Origin of the sequence: Nitrosospira multiformis (assembly GCF_900110185.1) — a bacterium.
GTDB classification, from domain to species: Bacteria; Pseudomonadota; Gammaproteobacteria; order Burkholderiales; family Nitrosomonadaceae; genus Nitrosospira; species Nitrosospira multiformis_A.
In genome coordinates, this window is the sequence record NZ_FOCT01000014.1 from 1 (window position 1) to 20,052 (window position 20,052).

The 20,052-nt window shown below is 56.3% G+C and carries 17 protein-coding genes; 15 read left to right on the forward strand and 2 right to left on the reverse strand.

Annotated features, from left to right (window positions below; genetic code table 11):
- Nucleotides 1-215: 215 nt before the first annotated feature.
- Entirely contained in the window at nt 216-1,460 is a 1,245-nt protein-coding gene (locus BMY01_RS13740) for a lipoprotein-releasing ABC transporter permease subunit (protein ID WP_074748666.1), read from the forward strand.
- Entirely contained in the window at nt 1,453-2,130 is a 678-nt protein-coding gene (gene lolD, locus BMY01_RS13745) for a lipoprotein-releasing ABC transporter ATP-binding protein LolD (RefSeq protein WP_074748571.1), read from the forward strand. Before BMY01_RS13740 ends, lolD begins: the two co-directional genes overlap by 8 nt.
- Before the next feature lie 112 nt (nt 2,131-2,242).
- On the opposite strand, the gene BMY01_RS13750 is transcribed toward lolD, so the two are convergent.
- On the reverse strand, nt 2,243-2,839 hold the full coding sequence (locus BMY01_RS13750; protein WP_074748574.1) for a DUF2062 domain-containing protein: 597 nt from the start codon (nt 2,837-2,839) through the stop codon (nt 2,243-2,245).
- 136 nt (nt 2,840-2,975) lie between these two features.
- Here BMY01_RS13750 and BMY01_RS18650 point away from each other — a divergent pair, with 136 nt between their 5' ends.
- The 3 genes from BMY01_RS18650 (at nt 2,976) to BMY01_RS13760 (ending at nt 7,776) form a co-directional block, all read left to right on the forward strand.
- Nucleotides 2,976-3,101: a hypothetical protein gene (locus BMY01_RS18650; protein ID WP_302848433.1), complete on the forward strand. Its 126-nt coding sequence runs from the start codon at nt 2,976-2,978 to the stop codon at nt 3,099-3,101.
- Entirely contained in the window at nt 3,101-5,500 is a 2,400-nt protein-coding gene (locus tag BMY01_RS13755) for a DNA internalization-related competence protein ComEC/Rec2 (protein ID WP_074748576.1), read from the forward strand. Before BMY01_RS18650 ends, BMY01_RS13755 begins: the two co-directional genes overlap by 1 nt.
- Nucleotides 5,501-5,586: 86 nt before the next feature.
- Nucleotides 5,587-7,776 carry a RelA/SpoT family protein gene (locus tag BMY01_RS13760; RefSeq protein ID WP_074748578.1) on the forward strand — a complete coding sequence of 730 codons (2,190 nt, stop codon included), beginning with the start codon at nt 5,587-5,589 and terminating at the stop codon, nt 7,774-7,776.
- On the opposite strand, the gene BMY01_RS17525 is transcribed toward BMY01_RS13760, so the two are convergent.
- Complete coding sequence (locus BMY01_RS17525) at nt 7,710-8,096, reverse strand: hypothetical protein (RefSeq protein ID WP_139176924.1); 387 nt, start codon at nt 8,094-8,096, stop codon at nt 7,710-7,712. The genes BMY01_RS13760 and BMY01_RS17525 overlap by 67 nt on opposite strands.
- Nucleotides 8,097-8,601: 505 nt before the next feature.
- On the opposite strand from BMY01_RS17525, the gene mraZ reads away from it, so the two are divergent.
- From mraZ to murG, 10 genes are all read left to right on the forward strand, one after another.
- The gene (gene mraZ / locus BMY01_RS13765) at nt 8,602-9,045 is read left to right on the forward strand and encodes a division/cell wall cluster transcriptional repressor MraZ (protein WP_074706155.1); all 444 of its coding nucleotides are present in this window, start codon (nt 8,602-8,604) and stop codon (nt 9,043-9,045) included.
- Between the two features lie 3 nt (nt 9,046-9,048).
- Nucleotides 9,049-9,999 (forward strand): 16S rRNA (cytosine(1402)-N(4))-methyltransferase RsmH, encoded by a 951-nt coding sequence (rsmH, locus tag BMY01_RS13770; RefSeq protein WP_074748580.1) that lies wholly within the window; start codon nt 9,049-9,051, stop codon nt 9,997-9,999.
- Between the two features lie 40 nt (nt 10,000-10,039).
- Entirely contained in the window at nt 10,040-10,357 is a 318-nt protein-coding gene (ftsL, locus tag BMY01_RS13775; protein WP_074748582.1) for a cell division protein FtsL, read from the forward strand.
- Nucleotides 10,354-12,117, forward strand: coding sequence for a peptidoglycan D,D-transpeptidase FtsI family protein (locus BMY01_RS13780; protein WP_074748584.1), 1,764 nt, complete (start codon nt 10,354-10,356; stop codon nt 12,115-12,117). Before ftsL ends, BMY01_RS13780 begins: the two co-directional genes overlap by 4 nt.
- Nucleotides 12,114-13,688, forward strand: coding sequence for a UDP-N-acetylmuramoyl-L-alanyl-D-glutamate--2,6-diaminopimelate ligase (locus BMY01_RS13785; protein ID WP_074748587.1), 1,575 nt, complete (start codon nt 12,114-12,116; stop codon nt 13,686-13,688). Before BMY01_RS13780 ends, BMY01_RS13785 begins: the two co-directional genes overlap by 4 nt.
- Nucleotides 13,685-15,100, forward strand: a complete 1,416-nt coding sequence (locus BMY01_RS13790; protein ID WP_074748589.1) for a UDP-N-acetylmuramoyl-tripeptide--D-alanyl-D-alanine ligase — start codon at nt 13,685-13,687, stop codon at nt 15,098-15,100. Before BMY01_RS13785 ends, BMY01_RS13790 begins: the two co-directional genes overlap by 4 nt.
- Nucleotides 15,101-15,188: 88 nt before the next feature.
- Nucleotides 15,189-16,274, forward strand: a complete 1,086-nt coding sequence (gene mraY / locus BMY01_RS13795) for a phospho-N-acetylmuramoyl-pentapeptide-transferase (protein ID WP_074748592.1) — start codon at nt 15,189-15,191, stop codon at nt 16,272-16,274.
- Between the two features lie 10 nt (nt 16,275-16,284).
- Nucleotides 16,285-17,748, forward strand: a complete 1,464-nt coding sequence (gene murD, locus BMY01_RS13800) for a UDP-N-acetylmuramoyl-L-alanine--D-glutamate ligase (RefSeq protein WP_074748594.1) — start codon at nt 16,285-16,287, stop codon at nt 17,746-17,748.
- Between the two features lie 4 nt (nt 17,749-17,752).
- On the forward strand, nt 17,753-18,913 hold the full coding sequence (gene ftsW, locus BMY01_RS13805; protein ID WP_074748668.1) for a putative lipid II flippase FtsW: 1,161 nt from the start codon (nt 17,753-17,755) through the stop codon (nt 18,911-18,913).
- A 19-nt stretch (nt 18,914-18,932) separates the two neighbouring features.
- Entirely contained in the window at nt 18,933-20,006 is a 1,074-nt protein-coding gene (gene murG / locus BMY01_RS13810) for an undecaprenyldiphospho-muramoylpentapeptide beta-N-acetylglucosaminyltransferase (RefSeq protein ID WP_081353947.1), read from the forward strand.
- The last annotated feature ends 46 nt before the right edge of the window (nt 20,007-20,052 follow it).

The following is a 20,052-nucleotide window of genomic DNA, read 5'->3' on the forward strand; positions in this document are numbered from 1 at the left end:
GCCTCACGGAAGCTTGGGCGGAAAAACGCCTTATGAACGCTTGATTGAAAAAATGAGATAATTTTTTCGGTCAGCCGAGGTTGTGCTTATCACAACTATGGCATGTAGAGGCCGCTCACATGCAGTCTCTGACCACAACACTCAAGCTCTCCTGTTAACCCTGAGCAGAATGTGGCACACTTCGCAGTTACGTCGTAATCATGCTATATCGATCCGTGTCCTCGTACGAACTCTTCATCGGTTTGCGTTACACCCGCGCCAAGCGCCGCAATCACTTCATCTCGTTCATTTCCCTCATTTCCTTGCTCGGTATTACGCTTGGGATGACAGCGCTCATTACCGTTATGTCGGTTATGAACGGATTTCAGAAAGAAGTCCGCTCGCGCATCCTCGGTGTCGCGTCCCATATCCAGGTGAGCGGGGTGGACGGCACGCTGACGGATTGGCGGAAAGTTGCGGAAGAAGCGCGGAGGCATCCGGAGGTGGAGGCCGCTGCACCCTACATCGGCGCCCAGGGGATGGTGTCGTTCGATCAGGCCGTGAGCGGTGTGGCCGTGCGAGGCATCCTGCCCGGGATGGAAGATCATGTGGCGGATCTCGGACGGATGATGATAGACGGCAGACTGGAAAACCTGGGGCCGGGAGAGTTCGGCATGGTCATCGGCCGCGAGCTGGCACGCTCGCTGGGGGTTTTTACGGGTGACAGGATCGTATTGATCTCGCCACAGGGACAAGTGACGCCTGCGGGAATCATTCCGCGCCTCAAACAGTTCACGATTACCGGTATATTCGAAGCGGGCCATTTCGAATACGACTCCGGCCTCGTACTCATCCATCTGGCAGATGCACAAAAGCTGTATCGCATGGAAAACCAGGTATCAGGCGTGCGCCTCAAGTTGCATGATCTTTTCAAGGCGCCGCAAGTCGCGCGTGAGCTTGTGCCGCTGATTTCAAGCGACGTCTATATCAGCGACTGGACTCGCCAGCACGCCAATTATTTTCGCGCCATACAGATCGAGAAACGCATGCTGTCTCTCATTCTTGCACTGATCATCGCAGTGGCGGCGTTCAATATCGTCTCCACGCTGGTGATGGCCGTGACGGACAAGCAATCAGATATCGCGATATTGCGCACGCTGGGTGCGAGTCCGCGCAGCATCATGAAAATCTTTATCGTGCAGGGGACCTGGATCGGGGTGGTCGGTACCGCATTGGGCGTAATCGGGGGCGTGTTGCTTGCCTACAATGTGGAGGCGGTCATTGCAATGATAGAGCGATTGTTCAGCGTGCAGTTCCTGTCCAGCGAAGTCTACGTCATCAGCGAAATCCCATCCGACCTCCAGTTCGATGACGTGATCTCCGTCGCCATCGTTTCCTTCGTGTTGACGCTGCTGGCAACACTCTACCCGAGCTATCGCGCTTCAAAGATCAATCCGGCCGAGGCGCTGCGGTATGAGTGACAATATCATTTCCTGCCGCAGCCTGCGGAAGAGCTATTATCAAGGCCAGATCGAGGTGCCGGTCCTGATGGGAATAGACCTGAAGGTGGGAAAGGGAGATACCGTCGCTATCGTCGGCGCATCAGGCTCGGGAAAGAGCACGTTACTGCACCTGCTCGGGGGCCTCGATGTGCCTACCGGGGGCGAAATTCGCATCCTGGGACAGGAAATTGCTGGCATGGGTGAAGCAGAGAGATGCGAGTTGCGTAACAGGTCACTCGGTTTCGTTTATCAGTTTCATCATCTGCTGCCCGAGTTTACCGCATTGGAAAACGTGGCTATGCCGCTTCTGATCCGTCGTACGCCCAAGACCAAAGCCTACGAAAGCGCCCGCGGAGTCCTGCAGCAGGTTGGTCTGGGACATCGGCTGACGCACACCCCTGGCGAGCTTTCGGGAGGCGAGCGGCAGCGGGCTGCCGTGGCGCGTGCACTGGTGACCCGTCCAGCGTGCGTGCTTGCGGATGAACCTACGGGCAATCTCGACCGGCGAACCGCGGGAGAAGTGTTCGATCTGATGCTCGAGCTCAATCATGATGCCGGCGCGAGCCTTGTCATTGTCACACATGATCCCGATCTCGCCAGAAAGGCCGGCCGAACCCTGCATCTGGAGGATGGCATCCTGACCGTCTGAGGCGCCGGCACCGGGTTTGGGGTCTGCTCCTATCCAGCAGCTTCCAGGAGGGTCCATGAGCCTCTATCAGGCTTCATCCCGGTATCGGTTGAATGGCGGTAACGACTTTGTTCTATCCGCTATCTCCATCCATTCCACTCATATTCTGCTCATTCTTCTGTCTGCGCCGCCTTGCACGCTTGCGCCATTCATAAATCGCGAACAAACGCCACCCGGCGCGCACAGCAAAATAGCCCGTTGAAGAAAGTAATAGAGCCAGCAGCAACATTCCGACCAGCAAAGGCTTGCCGAGTGATACGACCCAGTCGATCAGGGCAGGTCCCCACTCACTGATACTTTTATCCATCAGGTGCAATCCCACCTCGGGCATGCCGTTCGACGTGCCTCCCGTTAAAAAAGCGCCGATTTCGTAGGCAACCACATAAATCGGCAGGATGGTAAAGGGATTGGAATAAAGCGTCGTTATGACTGCTACGGGAAGATTGACCTTGAAGGCAACGGCGAATAACGCGGCAAAAAAGAATTGCACGGGATTGCTACCGGGGATGAGGCCGGTGAACAATCCGACGGCAAAGCCGCCAGCGACCGACCTCCGGTGCAGATGCCAGAGATTGTGATGTTGCAGTCGCTCTCCGAAAAGGGCAACAAACCGGTTGCGCCGGATGGTTTCATGGGAAGGCAGGTATTTTTTGAAAAATTTTCGAGACACAGGGTGACATGAAATATATACAGGGACAGGAGCTAAGGAGCTCGAAAATCCTCCGGTCCGCCGAGCGGAAGGGTCCTTATGCAAACATACACCACTTGGTCAGCCGAAGCTATGGGCATATGAAATTCTGCATACGATGAGAAAGGCATTTGTGGACGCGACGCTGTCACCTCCCTTGTCTGTTTTCTTCGATTTCTCCAACGATTTTTATCCCGGCTACCGGAGCCGCCTGTATGCTCTACTGATGGCAGGAAATCCCTGATGCGACTTTGTATTCTGGCATTTGTTGCCGGAGTGGTGCTGCTGCAACAGCAACCGGTGCTGCCAGCGCTTGCAGGTGCGTGGGCTCTTTTCCCCGGCATGACGTGCGGAATTCTGCTGCTTCGCTGCCGCGCCCCTGTTTTTGCTCGCATCGGCAAGATGCTTTGGGTTTGCCTTTTCCTGGGAGCGGGTTTTTTCTGGGCGGCTGCTTTTGCGCAATGGCGCTTGAGCGACGCGCTTTCGCCCGAGTGGGAAGGGAGAGATATCCAGGTAATTGGCGTAGTTGCGGAGTTGCCGCAAAGCGGCAGGAACAGTGTCCGCTTTACTCTCGATGTGGAGCAGGTGTTGACGGAAGGCGCAATCGTGCCCGCCCGCCTTTCTCTTTCCTGGTATAACGAGCGCGGGAGCGGCTTTACGCCAAGGCCTTCAACACCTTCTCTGAATGTTGGGGAACGCTGGCGGCTTACTGCACGCCTCAAGCGTCCCCATGGAACCGCCAATCCGCATACTTCCGACTTCGAGCAGTGGGCGCTGGAGCGCAACGTTCGAGCCACAGGCTATGTGCGCAAGGATGACGAAAATATACGCCTGGAGAAAGTGGTGGGGCGTCCCGCTTATCATGTCGAGCGTCTGCGCCAGGATATCCGTGACCATTTCCTTGTCGCGCTGCCCGGCCGAGCTTATGCCGGTACCCTGGTTGCGCTGGCAGTGGGGGATCAACGGGCGATTCCGCACGAGCAGTGGCAGGTATTCACGCGGACCGGTATAAACCATCTCGTCAGTATATCCGGCCTTCATATCACCATGCTGTCGGGGCTTGTGTTTACGATAGCATACTGGCTATGGCGCAGAAGCTATCATTTGACGCTGCGGTTGCCAGCCAGGAAAGCCGCAGTCATAGCCGGACTGGTGGCAGCGCTCGGTTATACGCTGCTGGCCGGTTTTGCGATTCCGGCACAACGCACGCTCTACATGCTCGCCGCGGTCGCCGTTACCCTATGGCTCGATCGTTCCATTGCCATGACCACAGTCCTGGTCTGGGCATTGCTTGCAGTCGTGGTTCTCGATCCGTGGGCAGTGCTTTCACCCGGCTTCTGGTTATCCTTTGGTGCCATCGCGGTCATCATGCTGGTATCTGTCGGCCGCGTTGGCAGGCCGCACTGGCTGAGTAGCTGGACAACGGTGCAGTCGGCCATAACCCTGGGCCTGATACCTCTTTTATTGGCGATGTTTCAGCAAATATCGCTGGTTTCCCCAATCGCCAACGCGGTGGCGATTCCACTGGTGAGTCTTGTCGTGGTGCCGCTAACCCTGTTGGCGACCCTGCCGCCCCTCGATTTTCTGTTGATACCGGCGCATGCGGCGCTGGACAGTTGTATGATTGTGATGGAATGGCTGAGCAATGCGCCTCAGGCAGTCTGGAGTCAGCAAGCACCTCCTTTCTGGACAGTAGTCGTGGGAACGGCGGGTATTTTCTGGACGCTGTTGCCCGGAAGGTGGGGCTGGCGGCTCGGCATCGGTTCCGGCTTTCCTGCTCGCTGGCTCGGCCTCGTCGCGCTACTGCCGATGTTCCTGTTGCCTCTCCCAAAGCCGGAGCAGGGAGAACTTTGGCTGACCGTGCTGGATGTCGGTCAGGGACTGGCGGTGTTGGCGCGCACGGAAAAGCATACGCTACTCTACGATACAGGTCCTGCCTTCACGTCCGAAGCCGATAGCGGTAGTCGAACCGTCGTTCCTTTTCTGCGGGGGGAAGGGATAAGGCATCTCGATGCAATGATCGTGACGCATGCCGACTCGGATCACAGCGGCGGAGCGCTATCCGTGCTGCAAGCAGTACCCGTGGGCGGGCTCGTCTCATCGTTGCGCGACGGTCACCCCATACAACAGAGTGCTTTCAACAGTCACCGGTGTAGGGCCGGACAGTCGTGGGAATGGGATGGCGTTCGCTTCGACATGCTTCATCCGATGGAAGAGAGCTACAATAATCTTCGCCTCAAGAGCAACGCCTTGAGTTGCGTGTTGAAAATTACCACATGGCACGGAAGCGTGCTTCTGCCGGCGGATATCGAGAAAAAATCCGAATATCAATTGCTCAAGCGTTATGGGGAGGCGCTTTCCTCAACGGTATTGATCGCTCCTCATCATGGAAGCAAAACTTCTTCCACCGAGGAGTTCGTGCGCAGGGTGAATCCGCGGTGGGTAGTATTTACCGTAGGTTATCGCAACCGTTTTGGGCATCCAAAAGAGGAAGTCGCGGAGCGGTATCGATCGGTGGGAAGCAGATTGTTGCGTAGCGATACCGATGGTGCCATATTGCTGCGCTTTGGCGGTAATGACCTTGCCGTGGAGCGATGGCGCGTGCGGCGGATGCGTTATTGGCACGATTCAGCAACGTTTTAACCGGAAATAAAGCAATTATGAAAGGACATGAGTGACATGGGGGCTCAATTGAAAAAGGCCGCTCCAATACTCACTCCACCCGCTCTATGAGCGCTTCCTCCCTCATTCTCGGAAAAGGGGACGAACCTTTCCGGCTCCAATCCCCGGGTTCAATCTTCTCCCCGGCAGAAATCGACCTGCTCCGGGAGGCGCAGGCTTTTTGCGAACCCCTCTATAGGGATAAAAGCCTGCCTAACGGTGAATTGCTCTCTTTGCATGTAGAGGGAGTCGCGGCGATTCTCGCCGGATTGCGGGTGGACAGCGATACACTGGCAGCAGGGGTGCTTCATGCAGTTCCGGAGTATCTGGAGGGGTATGAAGAAGAATTGGCAACCGCTTTTGGTCCAACCGTCGCTCATCTCGTGGAAGGTGTGAGGCGCGTCGGCCGAATCCAGGTGCTGCGATCAGCAACCAGCGCGGACAATATCGGGAATGGCAGCGCGCAGATTGAAGCATTGAGGAAGATGTTGCTTGCAATGGCGGAAGACATCCGGGTGGTGATCATCGCTTTGGCCGACCAGTTGCAGACGATGCGCTACATCGCTGCCAGCAATGTTGCCGGAAGATGGGAGGCCGCCGAGGCCACCCTGAACATTTTCGCGCCTCTCGCCAATCGCCTGGGGTTGTGGCAAGTGAAGTGGGAGCTGGAGGATCTATCGTTTCGGATCACCGAACCCGAACGCTATAAAAAAATCGCCACGTTGCTGGAGGAGACCCGCCGCAGCAGGGAACAATATATCGCGCTGGTGGTTGACAGGTTGCAAAACGAACTGGATCAGGCCGGAATCAAGGCTCAAATCACAGGACGTCCCAAGCACATTTACAGCATTTACAGAAAAATGAAACGCAAGGGTGTGGATTTCAAGGAAATCCAGGATACCCGGGCCGTTCGTATTCTCGTGGATGAAGTCAGAGATTGCTACGCGGTATTAGGGTTGGTGCACAACCTTTGGATGCCGATTCCCAAGGAGTTCGACGACTATATTGCCAAGCCGAAAGGCAATGACTACCGGTCGCTGCATACTGCGGTAATCGGTCCGGAAGACAAAGTGGTCGAGGTGCAGATCCGGACCCATGAGATGCACCGTCATTCGGAGATGGGTGTCGCTGCGCATTGGCGCTACAAGGAAGGTGCAAAGCGGGACGCGCGGTATGAGGAAAAGATCGCCTGGTTAAGGCAGATACTGGAGTGGAAGAATGATGTCGAGGACGCGGGAGAACTGGCTGAGCATTTCAAGGTCGCCCTGTTCGAAGATTCGGTCTATGTGCTGACGCCGCAAGGGAAGGTGATCGCACTGCCCAAGGGAGCCACTCCCGTGGATTTTGCATACCATGTGCATAGCGACCTGGGGCACCGTTGCCGCGGCGCTAAGGTGGATGGGATCATGGTGCCCCTCGATTACCCGCTGCAAAATGCGCAAAGGGTGGAGATCATTTCGATCAAGCAGGGGGGGCCCAGCCGCGACTGGCTCAACCCTGCATTGGGTTATATCAGGAGCCAGCGCGCCCGGGCGAAAGTCAGGCAATGGTTCAGCAGTGAAATGCGTACTGCTTCCCTCACACAAGCCCGGGCTTTGGTGGAAAAGGAACTGCAGCGCCATGGCATGACTGCGATGAGCCTGGATAAGCTGGCAGTGGAGTTCAAATTTGCCAGACTGGATTCCTTTCTTGCAGCCGTTGCAAGGGGTGATATCAATGCACGCCAGCTATCGGCATTCTTGACGGGGGAGACGGAATCCGGTCTACCCGCCCCCGAAACGCCAGTCATCAAAAAGCAGATCCTCACCTCGGAACCGCAGGGGGACGTACTCGTCGTCGGGGTCGACAAGTTGCTCACCGTACTGGCAAAGTGCTGCAAGCCTGTACCCCCTGATCCCATCATTGGTTTTGTCACCCGTGGGCGGGGAATCACCATCCACAGGGCGAATTGCGCCAATGTGTCTCGGTTGTCAGGAGAAGGGGTGGCGCGCCTCGTCAGTACGCAATGGGATTTATCCAAAGATGCGAGTTACGTCGTGGAGGTGGACATTCGGGCGCAGGATCGTCAGGGATTGCTGAGCGACATTTCCGGTGTTCTATCGCGCGAAAAAATTGATGTCGTCGCTACCCGCGCTCATAGCCGCGACCTGAACGCGACCATGCAATTCGTGATCAAGATTGGCAACGTGGATCAATTGCGGCGCGTTCTCGGGCTAATAGCAGGCGTCCCCGGAGTCATATCGGCCTCGCGCAGATAAACGTAATTCAAGTTCTGCAGCGCACGGTCAGCACTCCGATACTCCGCACAGCAATTGATCGCAACCCGACCAATGGCAGCAGGTTCGCTCGCAGCTCCCCCAGCAGATGGAGTCAAACGGCCAGGGAAGACAGGTACGATCATCACGTACCGTGCAACCCTCTCCCGGTGGAGTGCACGGCCGCCGGGAGCAAGCTGTGCCATCAGGGCGGCAGCAACGCTGCGACCACCCGCTGGAGGGGTTGCACTCGCAATTTCCGCACACCGGGGGCTGTGAGAGGCAGCCGCATTCCACCCGGCAGAGCCGGATGCACTGAGCATGCTCTCTGCCCGTAAGGCCCTCGCAACCCTGCTGGCATTCATCGATACAGTCAAGGTCGCAGGCTTGCGGTCTTACAGCATCTATTTTATGCGAGCGCCTGACTCCGGGACTCGCCGTTGTCCGATAATTCGCTCTTGTCCTGTAAACCGAACGTTCGGCGGTAAAGCCTGGTATCTTTGGTATGTTCATCATTCCTCCAAGCAGGTGTGGACGCGGGACAGACAATACGTTTATAGACGGCCACGCAACAAAAGCAAGTGTGTATAAAAGTTGTTGCGAAGGCGTTACCGGGCCGAATGCAGACCTCTCCCATTGGCCGCTTGTAACCGGCATATTTATCTTTTCCTACAGTCGAGGCCGGGAATTTCCATACTTCCCTACCTTTTATAATCCCTCATTCTCTTCCTTGACTTTGGCTTTTTTTTTAACTACAGTGGGTAAAAGTGGGTAGAAGTGGGAGACGATTTTCTGCGGTTTTCTTCCGTAGAGTAAAGAAGGGGAGCAATGTTTCGCGGTGGGACACCTGTCAGTCTGGATAACAAGGGTAGACTCGCCGTGCCTGCAAGATACCGGGAGACGCTCATATCCCTTTGCGCCGGTCATTTGATTGTCACTGCCGACCCATCCAAGTGTTTGTTGATTTATCCTCAGCCCGTATGGGAGCCCATAGAGCAAAAGCTCAACAGTCTTTCCAGCTTTAATCCGCAAACCCGCAGTTTGCAGCGACTTCTCGTTGGCAATGCCTGCGATGTGGAGATGGATGGCGCCGGTCGCATTCTTGTGCCTCCCTCTCTGCGGGCATTTGCAGGTTTGAACAAAGAGGTGGTTCTGGTGGGACAAGGTGCGAAATTCGAGCTGTGGGATAGCGAGAAATGGAATTTGCAGATGGAGAGCGCGCTCGCGTTCAGAGACGGCATTCCCGAAGAACTCGAAGGTTTTTCACTGTAATTTGTGGCTGAGGCAGGGAAGCACACCACTGTTCTGCTACAGGAGGCGGTGGAAGCGCTGGCACTCAAGCCGGATGGGATATATGTGGATGGAACATTTGGTCGGGGCGGACACAGCCGGCTGATACTGGAGCGCCTGGGGAAGAACGGAAGATTGATCGCGTTCGATAGGGATCCGGCCGCTTGTGCGGTTGGACGGAGTTTTGGAGACGAACGCTTCTGCATGGTTCACAGCAGTTATTCCAGGTTGCAGGAGGTGCTGCGGCAGTTGAATATCGATCAGATCGATGGGGTATTACTGGATCTGGGCGTGTCGTCACCGCAACTCGAGGATGCCACCCGCGGCTTCAGTTTCAGCATGGAGGGACCGCTCGATATGCGCATGGATACAACAGAGGGGCAGACAGCAGCTCAGTGGTTGGCTTCGGCGTCGGAAGTCCAGTTGGAAGAGGTGATAAAAGAATATGGCGAAGAGCGGTTTGCTAAGCAGATTGCAAGAGCGATTGTTAAGGCTAGAGCGCGACAACCTCTCGTCACTACCGGTCAACTTGCCGCGATCGTGGCAGCGGCCATACCCGCGCGCGCGCGTGAGCCAAAACAGAATCCGGCGACGCGTACCTTTCAGGCCATCCGGATTTACCTCAATCAGGAGCTTGAAAGGCTGTCGCTTGCCTTACCGCAGTGTGTCGAGATGCTGAAGACGGGTGGCCGGTTGGTCGTCATCAGTTTTCACTCGCTGGAAGATAGAATAGTGAAGCGTTTCATACGTGAAGGAGCAAATCCCGACAAACTGCCGAAGCACTTGCCGCTGCGTGCCGACGAGGTGCGGCGTTTCAGCAGGGCAAATCTGCAGATGGTTGGGAAGGTGGTACGGCCCGGCGTGGCGGAGGTCGAATGCAATCCTCGCGCCCGCAGCGCGGTAATGCGCGTGGCGGAGCGGATAAACACCACTTAGCGGAATCTCGTTGCGCGTTTTTGGTTGATGAGAGGTTGGTGTGATCAGAATAAATATTTTGTTGACCTTAATTCTCATCGCTTGCGCGCTGAGTGTTGTGACTTCACAGCACAAGGCGCGCAAGCTGTTTGTGGAACTGGAAAAGGAGCAGCAACTGGCGAGGCAACTGGCGGAGGAATGGGGGCAGTTGCAGCTTGAGCAAAGCACCTGGGCGACGCATGCCCGTATTGAAAAAATTGCCACGGGGCAGCTGCAGATGCGCTTGCCGGACCCCAAGCGTATCCAGACCATACCCCTGAGTCAGCCCGTGGGGGAACCTGTCGATTCGACCGACTCCAAGGAAGCATCGAAATCATGAAAGCCAATCAAAAGCCGCCTGTTATCCTGCCTGTGAAGCGCTCACGCCTCCTGGTGGGTTTATTGTTGCTTGGATTCGCTGGGCTGGCAGGACGCGCTGCTTATCTGCAGGGAATGCACAACGGGTTTTTGCAGCAGAAGGGCGAATCGCGTTATGGCCGCGTGCTCGAAATGAACGCAAACAGGGGAATGATCACCGATCGGTACGGCAAGCCCCTGGCGATAAGCACCCCCGTGGAATCCGTATGGCTGAGCCCGCAGGATGTGGTTGCCACCCCCGAGCAGTTAAGCAGGCTCGCGGATCTGATCGATATGAATGCGGGCGAGCTTCACAAACGCCTGGATGGGCTGGCAGGAGTCTCCCAAGGTTCCCGGGCAACATCCCGACGCGATTTCGTATACCTGAAGCGGCATTTGTCGCCAGCCGTGGCAGCCGGCGTCGTCGAACTGAAAATCCCCGGCATATTTCTCAAACGCGAGTATCGGCGCTACTACCCTGCGGGAGACCTGACTTCGCACGTCCTCGGGTTCACCGATCTGGACGACAAGGGGCAGGAGGGTATCGAGCTGGCCTGGCAGGATGAACTTGCCGGCAAGCCGGGAAGCCGCCGAGTCATCAAGGACCGCAAAGGCCATATCATCGAGGACGTCGAAAGCATCCGGGCGCCGAAGCCGGGGCAGAACATGGCGCTGTCGATAGATAGTAAAATACAGTACCTCGCCTACCGTGAATTGAAGCAGGCAGTGGAAACCCACAAGGCCAAGGCCGGCGGCCTGGTGGCGCTCGATGTGAAGACAGGCGAAGTCCTGGCCCTGGTGAATCTCCCGACCTACAACCCGAACAACCGGTCCAACAGGAATAGTGCGCAGTCGCGTAACAGGGCTGTCACCGATATGTTCGAGCCAGGTTCCACGCTCAAGCCGTTCACGGTAGCGGCAGCGCTGGAAGCAGGGAGAATCACCCCGGACACTGTATTTCAAACCGCGCCGGGCTCATTCACCATAGGTAAGGCGACCATACGCGATGCGCACAGGACAGAGGCCTTGACTGTCACGCAGGTGATCCAGAAGTCCAGCAATGTGGGTTCAGCAAAGATCGCGCTCTCGCTTCCACCGCAGACACTGTGGGAAATGCTGAATGGAGCAGGATTCGGAGAGCTGCCTGGCTCCGGTTTTCCGGGCGAGGTGAGCGGCAAGTTGCGGCCTTATAAAACCTGGCGTCCCATTGAGCAGGCGACCATGTCGTATGGTCACGGCATTGCAGTGAGCCTGATGCAGCTTGCTCGTGCTTATATGATTTTTGCCGCGGAAGGTGAAATAAAACCGGTATCGCTGCTGAAGCTCGACTCGCCTCCCGTCAGCAAGCGCGCGATTTCACGCGACACAGCGCTGGCCGTGAGCCGTATGCTCGAGATGGTGGCGCAACCAGGGGGTACCGCTCCACAGGCCCAGGTCAGCGGATATCGGGTGGCGGGGAAGACTGGCACCGCGCATAAGCTGGAAGGCAGAGGCTATGCAAAAAACCGCTATCTTTCGACCTTTGTCGGTTATGCGCCCGTTTCGAATCCAAGATATGTCATTGCAGTGATGCTGGACGAGCCATCAGCTGGACAATATTACGGAGGTACGGTGGCGGCACCGGTTTTCAGCCGGGTGATGCACGGTATCCTGCATATGCAGAACGTGCCGCACGATGCCCCGGGGGGCAATATGACGTCTCTGACAGCTGCCCCACCCAAGGGCAACAAGGGTGATGTATGAGTTCCAGGTCGGACAGGAAGATATCGGAATGTCCCGGCCGCTCGGGAGCCGATTTTGATTTCCCTGCGCTTGACCGGCTTGGTGTCAGGATGGAGCATCTTGCGGTTGACAGCCGCACCGTGAAGCCGGGAGATACTTTTCTGGCCTATCGCGGAGAAAAAACGGATGGACGTAAATTCATTCCGCAAGCGATAGAGCGGGGTGCCCGCGCAGTAGTGTGGGAACGCGATGGCTTTGCGTGGGACCCGGAATGGAAAACACCTAACCTGCCAGTCTCGGATTTGAAATCCGAGGCGGGGTTCATCGCAGACTATTTGTATGATCATCCCTCACAAAAGCTATGGCTCATCGGAGTGACGGGAACGAACGGCAAAACGTCCTGCAGCCACTGGATTGTGCAGGCGATGGCGGCACTGGATCGTAAAGCCGCAGTTATCGGCACGCTGGGAGCCGGTTTTCCCGAAGAAATGGAATTTTCTGCAAATACCACCCCCGATTCCGTGTTATTGCAAGCTAAAATAGCTAATTTTTTGCGGCGGGGCGCGGAATGCGTGGCAATGGAAGTCTCGTCGCATGGGATTGTGCAAGGACGGATAAACGGCGCAACGTTTGCAGTTGCCATGCTTACCAATCTTTCGCGCGATCACCTCGATTATCACGGTACCATGGAAGTGTATGCAGCTGCCAAAGCGCGGTTGTTTCACTGGAGCGGGCTCAAGTATGCCGTGCTGAACCTCGACGACGTATTTGGCATGCAGCTTCTGCACGATCTGGAAGGAACTGGAATCGGCATGATCGGCTATGGGTTTACTGATACAGCAAGCGCGCACCCCAATCCTGGCTCCTTCAGGAGGGTATGGGGTCGCAATCTCCGGGCAAGCATGGCGGGATTGGAATTCGACATTGAATTTGAAGGGGAATGTCTGAAATTTAAAACGCAAGTGCTGGGCAGCTTCAACGCTTCCAACTTATTAGGGGTGCTCGCTACCCTGCTTGCAAGCGGTATTGCTTTCCCAGAAGCGGTCCGAGCCTTGCAGAAAATCCAGCCTGTAGCAGGGCGCATGCAGCAGATAGGTGGGGAGGGAGATGAACCCCTCATCGTTGTGGATTACGCTCATACTCCGGACGCTATGGAAAAGGTATTGACCACGCTGCGGGAAGCGGTGGACGGCGGTTTCCCTGCCGGGAAGTCGGAGACGGGATCAGGCAGGCTTGTCTGCGTATTCGGTTGCGGGGGCGAGCGCGATCAAGGCAAGCGTCCCCTGATGGGGGAAGTGGCGACCCGATTGGCTGATGAAGCCATCATCACCAGTGACAATCCTCGAAGCGAGGATCCGGATTCCATTATTCGTGACATCGCCGTTGGAGCTGCCGCCAATCATCGCATCGAGAAGGATCGGGCCGGTGCGATTCATCGCGCGATACAGGGCGCGCATAAGGGCGATGTCATATTGATCGCGGGTAAGGGGCACGAAACCTGGCAGGAGGCAGGGGGTAAAAAGTTTCCTTTCAGCGATGCAGAGGTCGCGAGAAGAGCATTGATGACGGAGAAAGCGCAGGCGCAGATATGATGAGTTTGCAGGAGGCGGCCCAGGTTCTGTCCGCAACTTTGGCCGGGGAGCAGCATGATCGACCGGTTGCGGGCGAGATCGATTTCACGGGGGTGAGCACGGATAGCCGCGCACTTGCGCGGGGTGATCTGTTTGTTGCTTTGGTCGGCCCCAACTTCGATGGTCACGATTTTATCGTCCAGGCACGGGACAGGGGTGCAATGGCGGCCTTGGTGCAGCAGGACAGACTGACCGGGGATCAGGAATACGGGATTCCCCTGATACAGGTGCAGAATACACGGCTGGCATTAGGACAACTGGCGGCATACTGGCGCGCGCGCTTTACCATACCCTTGGTTGCAGTAACGGGAAGTAATGGCAAGACGACCGTAAAGGAGATGATTGCCTCCATTTTAAGGCGCGCTGCGGAGCAGGCGCCGGAGGGGATGCGGACAGATGCTCCGGATGCAGTGCTGGCAACCCAAGGCAATCTCAACAACGATATAGGCATGCCCCTCACACTTTTGCGATTGCGTGAGTGGCATCACTATGCCGTCATAGAGATGGGCATGAACCATCCGGGCGAAATCTCATACCTTTCCCGCCTTGCAAAGCCTTCGGTGGCGCTCATCACCAATGCTGGCGATGCGCACATTCAGGGACTTGGGTCAGTTGAAGCAGTAGCTCGCGCAAAGGGCGAGATCTTCGAAGGACTCGACCAGCAGGGAATAGCGGTTATCAATGCAGATGACCCCCATAATAGATTGTGGCGTGAACTTGCGGGTAACAGGCAGATAATCGATTTTGGTCTGAAGAGTAAGGCAAAAGTGAGTGCAGGCTACAAACTGGCTTTTTCCGGCGCGCAAATAACACTGATTTTACCTCAAGGGGTCGAGGAGGCGACTCTGCAGGTACCGGGCGAACATAACGTGCGAAATGCGCTGGCTGCCGCGGCTGCGGCCGTAGCCGTCGGTGTGCCTCCGAAGACGATCGCATCGGGATTGAGCATATTTGGTGGAGTGAAAGGAAGAATGCAAAGGAAATGCGGTGTGCGCGGCGCAACGCTGATCGATGATTGTTACAACGCCAACCCCGACTCGGTACGGGCGGCTCTGGCGGTACTTGCAAGGGCGGAAGGTAAAAAAGTCCTGGTGCTGGGGGACATGGGAGAACTGGGCGACAAAGGAAGAGAGTTTCATGAACAGATCGGTGACGAAGCAAGAATTGCGGGGATAGACGAACTCATGGCTTTAGGAGATTTGAGTGCGTACGCGGCGGAAAAGTTCGGCATTGGAGCTCGCCATTTCAGAAAAATGGAGGACTTGCTGGCAGATATAGAAACGTTGCCAGGGCCGGATGTCACCCTGCTGATCAAAGGATCGCGTTTCATGCAGATGGAGCGGGTCGTAAAGCGTCTGGAAGCCGGGTTATGAGTTTACGGGTTGTGAATCAGGTTATGGACGTCATAGTCCTCTTCGGAGATTCTGGTAAATCCCGGGGTATTTCACACGGACGGCTGTCATGCTGCTAGAGCTTGCTCAATGGCTTGCCGGAGACATCCGCTTGTTCAATGTGTTCAGTTACATTACGTTGCGTACGGTTCTGGCTGCGCTCACCGCGCTGGTAATCTCGTTTATTGTGGGTCCGGCGATGATACGGAAACTTACCGCCTACAAGATCGGCCAAGCGGTTCGCGATGACGGCCCCCAGACACATCTGGTCAAGGCGGGCACACCCACCATGGGTGGAGCGCTGATACTCGTCTCTATCGCCATTACCACCTTGCTCTGGGCTGATCTCAGCAATCGCTACGTGTGGATTGTCCTGATTACAACCCTGGGTTTCGGCATGATCGGCTGGGTGGATGATTACCGCAAGGTGGTATATCGCAATCCGAAAGGACTTTCCGCCCGGGCGAAGCTTTTCTGGCAATCGGCCATTGCGATTTTGGTGGCGTTCTACCTGGTGCTGACGGCCGAGCTGCCCGCGCAGACAACCCTGATCGTTCCCTTCTTCAAACAGGTGGCCGTTCCGCTTGGCGTGACAGGATTCGTGGCACTCACCTATTTTGTCATCGTCGGTACCAGCAATGCAGTAAACCTGACCGACGGGCTGGATGGTCTCGCTATCATGCCTACCGTGATGATCAGCAGCGCTCTGGCGATTTTTTCCTATGTAGCCGGCCATGCGGTATTCGCAAAATATCTCGGTATGCCTCATATCCCCCAGGCCGGTGAACTTGCGGTTTTCTGTGGGGCCTTGGCGGGGGCAGGTCTTGCTTTTCTGTGGTTTAACGCTTATCCCGCAGAAGTCTTCATGGGAGATGTCGGGGCGCTTGCCCTGGGCGCGGCACTTGGAATCGTGACAGTGATAGTGCGACAGGAAATCGTTATGCTCATCATGGGAGGCGTATTTGTAGTGGAAACTCTGTCGGTCATGCTGCAGGTGGCTTCATTCAAGCTGATCGGCAAGCGCATTTTTCGCATGGCGCCGTTACATCATCACTACGAATTGAAAGGCTGGAAGGAAAACCAGGTAGTGGTCCGGTTCTGGATCATTACCATGATGCTGGTGCTGTTCGGTTTGTCTTCCCTGAAGCTGAGATGAAGTTGAAATCATGAATCTGCAAGGCAGAACTGTCCTGGTGCTGGGCCTCGGAGAGACCGGCCTTTCCATGGCAAAATGGTTGTTTCGGCGGGGAGCGCTGGTGCGAGCAGCTGATACCCGAAACGAGCCACCGGGCATGAGGGCGTTTAACAGCGCGCTGCCGCAGGCGGAGGTTTTTACAGGTTCCCTGGCTGCCAGCGCCTTTTCCGGTGTGGATTTAATCGCAATCAGTCCTGGTCTGCCCCTGTCGGAGCCGCTTGTGCAGCAGGCGCTGAAAGAAGGCATCCCGGTGGTCGGGGATATGGAGCTTTTTGCCTGGGCAGTCGGAGCAGTCGGAGATGCGGGGGGTGGCAGGCCAAAACTTGTCGGGATTACCGGCTCCAATGGCAAAACCACGGTGACCGCCATGACAGGGGCAATGTTAAAAAAAGCGGGGTGGGACGTCGAAGTGGCGGGAAATATCGGTCCTGCGGTCCTGGACGCGCTGATGCGCCGGGAAGATGCTGGAAAAATGCCGCAGGCGTGGGTGCTGGAGCTTTCCAGCTTCCAACTGGAAACCACGAAGAGTCTGGGAGTGGATGCGGCCGCAGTGCTGAATGTAAGCGAAGATCATCTTGACCGCTACGCGGGGATGCAGGAATACGCCGCTGCCAAGGCACGGATATTTCTTGGTGGCAGCAACGAGACCGGTGCTGGAGGCAAGGCTGACAGCGAGGGCGTGCAAATCCTGAATGGCGATGATCCTGTCGTCCGGCAAATGACGTTAGCGGGAAGACCTCATGTCACTTTCAGCCTTGGCACGCCACAAAGTGACCGCGATTTCGGCTTGCTTCGCGAAGGTGGAGACACCTGGCTGATGCAGGGAGACACGCCTCTCATGAAAGCCGGCGAACTCGCCATTACTGGCCGGCACAATTGCGCAAATGCGCTGGCGGCACTGGCGCTATGCCGCGCCCTGGCTGTCCCGTTTGAGCCTTTGTTACAGGCGCTCCGCGAATTCAGGGGTTTGCCTCATCGAGTTGAAAAAGTGGCGGCCTTCAGTGGTATTACCTTCTACGACGATTCAAAAGGTACTAACGTAGGTGCAACGGTAGCTGCTTTGAAAGGTCTTGGGCAGCCCGTGGTTTTGATTGCCGGCGGAGATGGGAAGGCGCAGAATTTTTCGCCCCTGGCTGCCCCGATAGGCGAGCATGGGCGCGCGGTGGTGCTCATTGGGCGGGATGCGGAAAGAATCGCAGTGGCGATAAATGAGTGCGGAGTGCCTCTGCATCGTGCTCAAACGATGGAAGAGGCGGTTCGAAAAAGTTTTCAGCTGGCGCGGGAGGGCGATGCAGTCCTGATGTCCCCGGCATGCGCAAGCTTCGATATGTTCGACAACTATGTGCATCGGGCAGAGGCGTTCGTTGCGGCGGTAAGAAGCATGCAGGCCGCACGTGCAGGCAGCAATTCAGCCACGGTTGCAGGACGGCATTGATCAGATGATTTATCAGTACGGTACCGGAAAGCAGAAAGTTCTGCCTGCGGATTTCGACCAGGCCCTGATCTGGACAGCAATACTCTTGCTGAGCCTTGGGCTGGTGATGGTTTACTCCGCCTCGATTTCGATTGCCGAGGCCGAGGGCAGCGGTTACCCGGCCTATTTTCTCATCCGGCACGCGGCCTATGTCGCGGCAGGTTTGCTGGTGGCAGTGATTGCGTTCCAGGTTCCCATGGAGTCGTGGCAGAAATATTCCTTCCAACTGTTTCTGCTGGGGGGGTGCCTGCTGGCACTGGTGCTGGTTCCCGGCATAGGCCGCGAAATCAACGGTAGCCGCCGCTGGATATCCTTGCTGGTGGTGAATCTTCAACCGTCGGAATTCATGAAATTGTTCATGGTGATCTACGTCGCCAATTACACGGTGCGCAAATCCGCCTTTCTGGGAAGTTTTCGCAAGGGTTTTCTTCCCATGCTGATCATTACGCTCATCGTGGGGGGTCTCCTGCTGCTCGAGCCGGATTTTGGCGCCTTCGTTGTCATTACCACTGTCATGATGGCGATATTGTTTCTGGGAGGAATGGACCTGAAACTATTCGTCGGGCTGATTGGTTTCCTGATTGTTGGCCTCCTTGCCCTGGTCTGGAACGCCCCTTATCGCATGCAGCGTTTCTTCGGGTTTCTGGATCCCTGGGATGATCCTTATGGAAAAGGATACCAGTTGAGCCACGCTCTGATTGCATTCGGACGCGGTGAATGGCTGGGTGTCGGCCTGGGCGGAAGTGTCGAAAAGCTTTTCTATCTGCCGGAGGCGCATACCGATTTTCTTCTGGCTGTAGTTGCAGAGGAACTTGGTTTCGTCGGCGTCTTGATCGTGCTGGCGTTATTCAGTTGGGTAATCGCACGCGCGTTCATCATCGGCCGTCAGTCGGCAGTCAGGGGGCGTTATTTTCCCGCACTCGTGGCGCAAGGTATCGGTGTATGGCTGGGAGTGCAGACATTCATCAACATGGGCGTGAATATGGGAGTGCTCCCGCCGAAGGGACTCACCCTGCCGTTGATGAGTTTCGGTGGCAGCAGCATAGTTGCGAGCTGTCTCTCGCTGGCGGTGTTGCTGCGCGCGGATTGGGAAAACCGGCAGTTGGCGAGAGGTTATCGGATATGAAAAATACAGGAATGGCGTCTTGAGCCATACGATTCTCATTATGGCAGGGGGAACCGGCGGACATGTATTTCCCGGTCTTGCCGTGGCGGAGTATTTGAAGGGAGCCGGGTGGCGTATAGTCTGGCTTGGAACTGAAGGGGGAATGGAAACAACGCTGGCGCGGCAGCAGGGGCATGCCCTGGAGACGATTCGTTTCTCCGGATTGCGGGGGAAAAACGTTCGCACCTGGTTGTTGCTGCCCGCGCGTCTGTTGCTGGCATTCTGGCAAAGCGCAAGAGTAATACGGAAGGTTCGGCCGGACGTGGTGTTGGGTATGGGCGGCTATCCCGCATTTCCGGGGGGAATGATGGCTTCGCTGCTCGCGCGGCCGTTGCTGATACACGAGCAAAACTCCATTCCGGGACTTGCCAACAGAATCCTCTCGAGACTCGCCGACAGGGTATTGCTGGGATTTCCCGATGCGATCAAAGGTGAAAAAAAAGCGATGTTTTGTGGCAATCCCGTACGTGACGAAATCACCAGGCTGGCGCCGCCTGCACAAAGGTATGCGGATCGCAGCGGAAGTATCAAGCTGCTGGTGGTAGGGGGAAGTCTGGGCGCTCAGGCACTGAATACCATCGTACCGCAGGCATTGAAGCGGATACCTGAAGGGATGCGCCCGCAGGTGACGCATCAGGCGGGGGCCCGGCATCTGGAGGCGCTGAAGCGGAATTACTCCGAAGCGGGAGTGGAGGGTGAACTGGTTACGTTTATCGACAATATGGCGTCCCGCTATGGAGAGAGTGATCTCGTGATCTGCCGCGCGGGCGCGCTCACCGTCGCGGAGTTGGCCGCAGCGGGTGTAGCCAGCATTCTGGTGCCTTTTCCCTATGCTGTGGATGATCATCAGACCACGAACGCAAAATTTTTGAGCGGGAAAGGCGCTGCGATATTGCTGCCCCAGAGCCAGCTGACTCCGGAAGGACTGGCGGAGCTATTGGTAGGTATGGGCAGGGACCAGTTTATGGAAATGGCATGCCGGGCGAGAGAGCTGGCGCAACCCCATGCTACCCGGTGCGTGGCCGAGACGTGCATGGAAATGGTTGCAGTTTAAGGTGATCATGTTGCCTTCGTCTTACAACTATTGCACTTGCTTTATG

Excerpts from the sequence above, each read along its gene's own strand:
- murD (WP_074748594.1), top strand. The coding sequence starts at position 16,285 with ATGAATCTGCAAGGCAGAACTGTCCTGGTGCTGGGCCTCGGAGAGACC.
- lolD (WP_074748571.1), top strand. The coding sequence starts at position 1,453 with ATGAGTGACAATATCATTTCCTGCCGCAGCCTGCGGAAGAGCTATTAT.
- BMY01_RS13780 (WP_074748584.1), top strand. The coding sequence starts at position 10,354 with ATGAAAGCCAATCAAAAGCCGCCTGTTATCCTGCCTGTGAAGCGCTCA.
- BMY01_RS13760 (WP_074748578.1), top strand. The coding sequence starts at position 5,587 with ATGAGCGCTTCCTCCCTCATTCTCGGAAAAGGGGACGAACCTTTCCGG.
- BMY01_RS13790 (WP_074748589.1), top strand. The coding sequence starts at position 13,685 with ATGATGAGTTTGCAGGAGGCGGCCCAGGTTCTGTCCGCAACTTTGGCC.
- BMY01_RS13785 (WP_074748587.1), top strand. The coding sequence starts at position 12,114 with ATGAGTTCCAGGTCGGACAGGAAGATATCGGAATGTCCCGGCCGCTCG.
- mraZ (WP_074706155.1), top strand. The coding sequence starts at position 8,602 with ATGTTTCGCGGTGGGACACCTGTCAGTCTGGATAACAAGGGTAGACTC.
- BMY01_RS17525 (WP_139176924.1), bottom strand. The coding sequence starts at position 8,096 with ATGCTCAGTGCATCCGGCTCTGCCGGGTGGAATGCGGCTGCCTCTCAC.
- BMY01_RS18650 (WP_302848433.1), top strand. The coding sequence starts at position 2,976 with ATGAGAAAGGCATTTGTGGACGCGACGCTGTCACCTCCCTTGTCTGTT.
- ftsW (WP_074748668.1), top strand. The coding sequence starts at position 17,753 with ATGATTTATCAGTACGGTACCGGAAAGCAGAAAGTTCTGCCTGCGGAT.
- mraY (WP_074748592.1), top strand. The coding sequence starts at position 15,189 with ATGCTGCTAGAGCTTGCTCAATGGCTTGCCGGAGACATCCGCTTGTTC.
- BMY01_RS13755 (WP_074748576.1), top strand. The coding sequence starts at position 3,101 with ATGCGACTTTGTATTCTGGCATTTGTTGCCGGAGTGGTGCTGCTGCAA.